This window comes from Streptococcus sp. DD10 (assembly GCF_001578805.1).
Lineage (GTDB): Bacteria > Bacillota > Bacilli > Lactobacillales > Streptococcaceae > Streptococcus.
The window spans coordinates 1-360 of record NZ_KQ969216.1 but is presented as its reverse complement, the minus strand read 5'-3'; the positions used below and the strand labels follow the sequence as shown (position 1 = coordinate 360).

The following is a 360-nucleotide window of genomic DNA, read 5'->3' as shown; positions in this document are numbered from 1 at the left end:
CGCTTGCTCTCTCCTTTTAGAGGTCGCCCCATTTTCTTTGCCATAACTATCTAGTAAAATACCAAATAGCCAAGGCAAGGACGGCAATGCCAACAACACCTTGAACTTTTTCTTTCAAGGTCGTCCGCTCAATCGTGATTTCTGCACGCTTGAACTTCTTGTGGTAAAGTACATTGTCTTTCATTTGCTTTTTACCTTTCCTTATGCTAGAATGAACTAAACAACAGGGTTTGGGGCTTTCGCCCCTCTCCCATTAGAATTTGATGGTTATCTTAAGGAATTTGAGGTTGAGTTCGATTGTGACCTCTTTCGCTTTGGGAAACCATCTTTTTTTCTTGTCGTGTTTAGCCATCTGCTAAG

Annotated in this window: 1 protein-coding gene; it reads right to left on the bottom strand. The window is 41.7% G+C overall.

The window, feature by feature from the left end; all coding sequences use genetic code 11:
• Positions 1-46 precede the first annotated feature (46 nt).
• The gene (locus tag STRDD10_RS11290; protein WP_166736852.1) at positions 47-184 is read right to left on the bottom strand and encodes a hypothetical protein; all 138 of its coding nucleotides are present in this window, start codon (positions 182-184) and stop codon (positions 47-49) included.
• Between the last annotated feature and the right edge of the window lie 176 nt (positions 185-360).

Coding starts and splice junctions, on each gene's coding strand:
- STRDD10_RS11290 (WP_166736852.1), bottom strand. CDS start 184: ATGAAAGACAATGTACTTTACCACAAGAAGTTCAAGCGTGCAGAAATC.